The 5238-nt window shown below is 65.6% G+C and carries 7 protein-coding genes; 1 reads left to right on the forward strand and 6 read right to left on the reverse strand.

Translation table 11 applies throughout. The features are described 5' to 3' along the window. Window positions 1–674, reverse strand: a 674-nt coding sequence (locus FJY88_11655; protein MBM3287987.1) for a hypothetical protein, incomplete at its 3' end; no start/stop codon positions are given. Between the two features lie 12 nt (window positions 675–686). On the opposite strand from FJY88_11655, the gene FJY88_11660 reads away from it, so the two are divergent. Continuing rightward, window positions 687–1844 (forward strand): ATP-binding protein, encoded by a 1158-nt coding sequence (locus FJY88_11660; GenBank protein MBM3287988.1) that lies wholly within the window; start codon window positions 687–689, stop codon window positions 1842–1844. Window positions 1845–1896: 52 nt separating this feature from the next. Here the strand turns inward: FJY88_11660 and FJY88_11665 are convergent, their stop codons facing one another. From FJY88_11665 to FJY88_11685, 5 genes are all read right to left on the reverse strand, one after another. Then, window positions 1897–2940 carry a GNAT family N-acetyltransferase gene (locus FJY88_11665; protein ID MBM3287989.1) on the reverse strand — a complete coding sequence of 348 codons (1044 nt, stop codon included), beginning with the start codon at window positions 2938–2940 and terminating at the stop codon, window positions 1897–1899. Window positions 2941–2943: 3 nt separating this feature from the next. Then, window positions 2944–3411 (reverse strand): ribonuclease HI, encoded by a 468-nt coding sequence (gene rnhA / locus FJY88_11670; GenBank protein MBM3287990.1) that lies wholly within the window; start codon window positions 3409–3411, stop codon window positions 2944–2946. A 34-nt stretch (window positions 3412–3445) separates the two neighbouring features. After that, entirely contained in the window at window positions 3446–3859 is a 414-nt protein-coding gene (locus tag FJY88_11675) for an OsmC family protein (GenBank protein MBM3287991.1), read from the reverse strand. Beyond that, complete coding sequence (locus FJY88_11680) at window positions 3859–4272, reverse strand: DoxX family protein (protein ID MBM3287992.1); 414 nt, start codon at window positions 4270–4272, stop codon at window positions 3859–3861. Before FJY88_11680 ends, FJY88_11675 begins: the two co-directional genes overlap by 1 nt. Before the next feature lie 18 nt (window positions 4273–4290). After that, window positions 4291–5238, reverse strand: a 948-nt coding sequence (locus FJY88_11685; GenBank protein ID MBM3287993.1) for a hypothetical protein, incomplete at its 5' end; no start/stop codon positions are given.

The raw sequence follows: 5238 nt of genomic DNA on the forward strand, positions 1-5238 counted from the left end.
AAGAGAGTCCGCAGGAAGACCGTCAGCAGTTCATGGACCAACGCACGATCCATCGCCAGCCGGAAGCGCAGGCTCCAGGGGAAGGTCAACACCCATTGGCGGTAGCCGGCCTCGGGCAGGAGATGATCCACGAGCCAGGCCGCGGTGTCCCCCGCCCGCCGGGCGAGGCAGCTCGGACAGAGCTTGCCCTTGCACGAGAAGGCCACCAGCCTCTCGTAGCCGCACTGCGGGCAGCGCAGGCGTGCGAAGCCGTGGCAGAGCAGGCCGCAGTCGAGGTAGCGACGGAACTCCCGCTCGACGAAGCGCGGATAGCCGTCACCGTCGCACGCGCGCGCCCGGACGAGGAAGGTCTCCAGGTGCTCGCGCACGATCCCGTGCAGGACTGTCTTCTCAGGCTCGTGGCGGCGATAGACGCCCGAGAGCGGGACTGAGCCGAGGCCGTCCCACGGCGCTCGTTCGTAGGCGACGGTCGAGGAGAAACCCACGCGGCGCGCGCAGGGCAGGATCGATGCCGGCGGGCGCCAGCAGCTCAGCGCGCTCGAGGAGTCCCCGGCCCGTATGGAGGTTGAGGCTCGTGCCGATCGAGTGGATACTGAAGCGTGGCGTCGACTGGCCTTAACTGCTTTCATAACAATCAATAGGCTGAACGCATATAGTTCTTGCGTTTGGTTCATCCATACGCAACAATGCTTGGCATGTACTCCAGATCGTTTTGGATAAATGAGATCGAGTCGATGTGGGAGGAACGCTCTGTCATCTGGTTGGCAGGGGTTCGACGAGTCGGCAAGACGTCCCTCTGCCGAACACTCCAAGCCGCCGAGTACTTCGACTGCGAGCGGCCCAGCGACAGGAAGCTGATGGAGGACGAGGAGGCCTTCCTGGAACGGGTCAAGGGGCGGCGCATCATCCTGGACGAGATCCATCGACTGCAGGACCCTTCGCAGATACTGAAGATCGCCGCCGACCACTATCCAACAACCCGAGTCATCGCGACCGGGTCCTCTACCCTCGCTGCCACGGCTCGATTCCGCGACACCTTGACGGGGAGGAAGTCGACCCTCTGGTTGACCCCGATGACGCTCACCGACCAGGCCGACTTCGGAAACACCGACCTTGAGCACCGCCTATCTTGCGGCGGTCTTCCGCCGTTCTTCCTCAAGGCCTCCCGGAACGAGCGTGAGTTTCAAGAGTGGATCGACGACTACTGGGCGAAGGACATCCTCGAGCTGTTCCGACTCGGGCGCCGTCAGTCCTTCAGGCGCTTCGCGGAGCTGCTTCTCGCAAACAGCGGAGGCGTCTTTCAGGCGACGCGGTTCTCCCGCGACTGCGAGGTGAGCCGCACCACGGTGGGCAACTACCTGAGCATCCTGGAATCGACGTTTGTCGTCCATGTGCTCCGGCCCTTCAGTCGGAGCCGGGCCCAGGAAATCGTATCGGCTCCAAAGGTCTATGCGTTCGACACCGGATTCGTCTGTGCGTTTCGCGGCTGGAAGGAGCTGCGTCCGGAAGATGTTGGCGTTCTCTGGGAGCACCTCGTCCTCAACGAGCTCCATGCCCATCTCCAATCCCGATCCATCCAGTATTGGCGAAGCAAGCATGGAAACGAGGTCGACTTCGTGATCGCGCAACCCGGTTCCGAGACGATCGCCATCGAGTGCAAGCGCTCATCCGATGAGTTCGATCCGCGTGGCATCAGAGCGTTTCGCGCGCGATACCCGGGCGGCCGCAACTACGTGGTCGCGACTGACGTGGCGCGTTCCTACGACCGACACGTGGGCGAGATCGCGGTCCGATTCGTGAGCCTGGCGGATCTCGTTCACTTGATCACGGGCCGGCCTTCGTAAGCTCCTCGCCGGATCCGCCCACGGCCTACTCCGTCAGCGGCACGACTCAGGGTCAAGACCCTCGCTCGGGCCGCGCCGTCCTCACGCCACGGCGCTCCGCGCTCCGCGCGATTCCCCACCCTCTCGCGAGCCTCAGCTTGGCGAGTTTCCTGAACGCCCCACGCGCCGCCATCAGCGGCCGGCTGCTCCTCACGAGGCGCGGAAGATCGACAAGCTGCGCGTTGAACTTGGCCTTGTAGTCGCCGCCGCCCGACATGTCGTACTTGCGCAGGCCGCGCGCGGCTGCCTCACGCATCACGTGGAACCTGGCAAGCTCGTTCGGGAAACTCCTGAGGTCCTTCAAGGACGAAGCCGACCCGAAGGAGTGAAGGCACTTCTCCCCGCAGAAGTCGATCCGCGTCGCCACGCACTTGCCATCCTGGATCACGCGCGTCGCCAGCATCCGCCCGGTAGGCATCAGAAGCCGCCAGAGGACTTCGATCCGCTCCCTGGGATAGGTCGGACTCATGCGGCTCTTCGTGAAGACCTCGCGCAGTTGCTCGTAGTAGGTCTCGATGAAGGCGGGATCGGTCGTGAACTCGGCTACCAGCCCGTCGCGCTCTGCGCGGTGCACGGCCTTGCGCGCCGACTTGTTGTAGCTCGCAAGGATCGCCTCCGGATCGGCCGCGATCTCGGCGATGTAGGTCCGCCCGGGAAGCGTCTGGAATCCCGCGGCGGCGGCCTCCTCGCGCCCCACTTCGTCGTGCCGAAGCTCCGCGTGCCAGAAGCGATCGGCCGCGAGGCGGGCGGCGATCGCCCGCAATAGCGCGGCGCGATCGACATCCGCGGCCGCGACAGGGCCCATGTACGGAGTGGTCCAGCCGGGAAAGGGAGAACCGTAGATCGGCACGCCCCACTTGCGCAGGCGGAACCCGGGCAAGTAGCCGATGAGGCGCGCGCCGTCGAGGATCCTGTAGAACCACGGCTTGACCGGCTGCGTCCTGCGGATGAACTCGAGCCAGGGACTGGCGTGGTAGAAGTGCCTCAGCTCGTATCCCGCGATGGCCGCGTCCCAATCCGCGGCGCTGGGCATCTCCATCCGCTCGAGCCGGATCATGGCTCACGGCTCCCGCTCAAGCATCTCCTCGTAGGCACGCACCGCCAAGCGATCGCACCGCTCATTCTCGGGATGCCCCGCGTGCCCCTCGACCCAGCGGAAGCGGACGTTTCCCCGCTCCTGCGCGAGCCGGTGCAGCTCGCGCCAGAGATCCTCGTTCAGGACCGGCTTCTTCGCGGCCGTCCTCCATCCCCGCCTGATCCAGTCGTGGATCCACTCGGACATCCCCTGGACGACGTAGCGCGAGTCGCTCACGACCTCCACGTCCACGGGGCGGACAATGAGCTTCAGCCCCTCGATGACCGCTGTCAGCTCCATCCGGTTGTTGGTCGTGGAAGGCACGGCGCCCCAGATCTCCCTCCGCTTCCCGCTGGCGGGATGGATCAGGACCGCGGCCCACCCGCCCGGCCCCGGATTCCCCTTGCAGGCGCCGTCGGTGTACAGGAAGACGCGATCGTCATCCTTCTTCACGCGGCAGATCCCCTTTCACTTTCCGGGCGCCCACCTAAGGAACGATCCGGATCTCGGTCGTCAGGGCCGCAGATTGCCGCAGCATGGCCGACACGGAACAGTACTTCTCCTCGGACAGCGCGACAGCCTGCCGGATCGCGTTCGGGTCCAGCTCTTCCCCGGCCACCTCGTAGACGATCCGGATCGTCTCGAAGATCCTCGGATGCGCCTCGCGACGCTCGCCCGACACGAGGACCTTGAACGACGAAACCCGCTGCCGCTTCTTGCGGAGGATCTCGATCACGTCTATCCCCGTGCAACCCGCCAGCCCCATCAGGAGCATCTCGACGGGACGCGGCCCCTTGTTCGTCCCGCCGCGGTCCTCGGGGACATCCATCGTCATCGCATGGCCCGAGGAGAATGTTCCGGCGAACTCCAGCCCGCCCTTCCATTCGACCGTTGAGGTCATCACTTCTTCCTCCCCACCAGCCGGTCGATCGAGACCGGCCCAGAACCGGTCAGCATGAGGCTCAGGCTGGCCACGAGGAGCACGAGGGGATACTCGTACCCGTTGGTCTTGGCCAGGAAGCCGTTCGGCCCGTGGATCTTGAAGACCGCGACCGCCATCACGCATCCGAAGAAGAAGGCCGCCCACCGGCCGAAGAGACCGAGGATCAGGGCGATCCCTCCCAGGAACTCGCTGATCGCGGCCGCCGTGCCGAAGACGGCGGGAAGGGGAATCCCCATCCGGTCGACATTCGCGATGAAGGCGCCGAGGTCCTTCATCTTGGGCCAGCCGTGCGTCACCGCGATGGTTCCGACGATCAGACGGATGAGGAGCGGCGCGAACCGCGCCGACGGGGCAAGCAGGTTATCGAGCACGGAAACCTCCGAGTCGCCTCAAACAGACGATCCCAATCCGGACACGGCGCGGAAGAGCGCCAGGACGAGCGATGGGGCGAAGATGACGATCGGCAGCGCCAGGAGCACGGCGACGAGGGCGGAGAGCGTCCCTACCCGGTGCAGGCGCGAGAGGCCCTTGATCAGGAGCACGAGTCCCCAGATGGCCGCGATGACGTATCCGCATACCGGGATCGCCGCGAGCGCGTCGATCGCCCAGACGTAGTTTGCCATGCGGAAGGTCGTGGCGAAGTCCGCGTCGGGCCTTCCGAAGAGGCGCACGAAGAAGTGCGCAACCCCCGCGAAGACGAAGATGATGGGCGGGTAGAGAACCAGAGCCAGACCTCTTCCGAACAGATTCCAGCGCATCATTTCCTGGAGATCCCCCTGGAAGAGATTTGGCATCTCGGCCATCGTCGACTCGATCATGCTCCCGAAGAACCTCAGCATGGCCAGCTCGTAGGCGGAAACCACCAGAGAAGAGAAGGCGGTCATCAGGAGGCCGAAGACCAGGGCGGGCATCAACGCCCGTCCGTGCCCGACCCCGCGGAAGAATGTCTCGGAGTCGCGAAGGGCGAGGCTGATCGTACGGGTCAGTCCCCCGAGGAAGCCGAGACGGTCCATCTCTTCCCAGGGAAGCGGAGCCGACTCCGGCGCCCGCTTACTCCACTCCCAGCCCTGGCCGCCGCCCGCGGCGGGATAGGAGTCGAGAACCGGCGGCCGGCTGGTCTGCCCAGAATCCTGCTCGGTCCCCGTCTGTCCGGGCCGGTGCCCGTACGGAACCCAGGGTTCCGTGGTCCCCGGCGGAGTCGATGGTTGCGGAGTCCCCGGCGAGGCCGAGGGCTGCGGGGTCCCTGTCGGCGACCAGGAGCGGAAGAATTGCAGCTCCCCCGCCGGCTTCCAGACCCCCGAGGTCAGCACGTCGCTCAGGACCGGAGTGTCGGCCCC

It is taken from the genome of Candidatus Eisenbacteria bacterium (assembly GCA_016867495.1).
Taxonomy (GTDB): Bacteria; Eisenbacteria; RBG-16-71-46; order CAIMUX01; family VGJL01; genus VGJL01.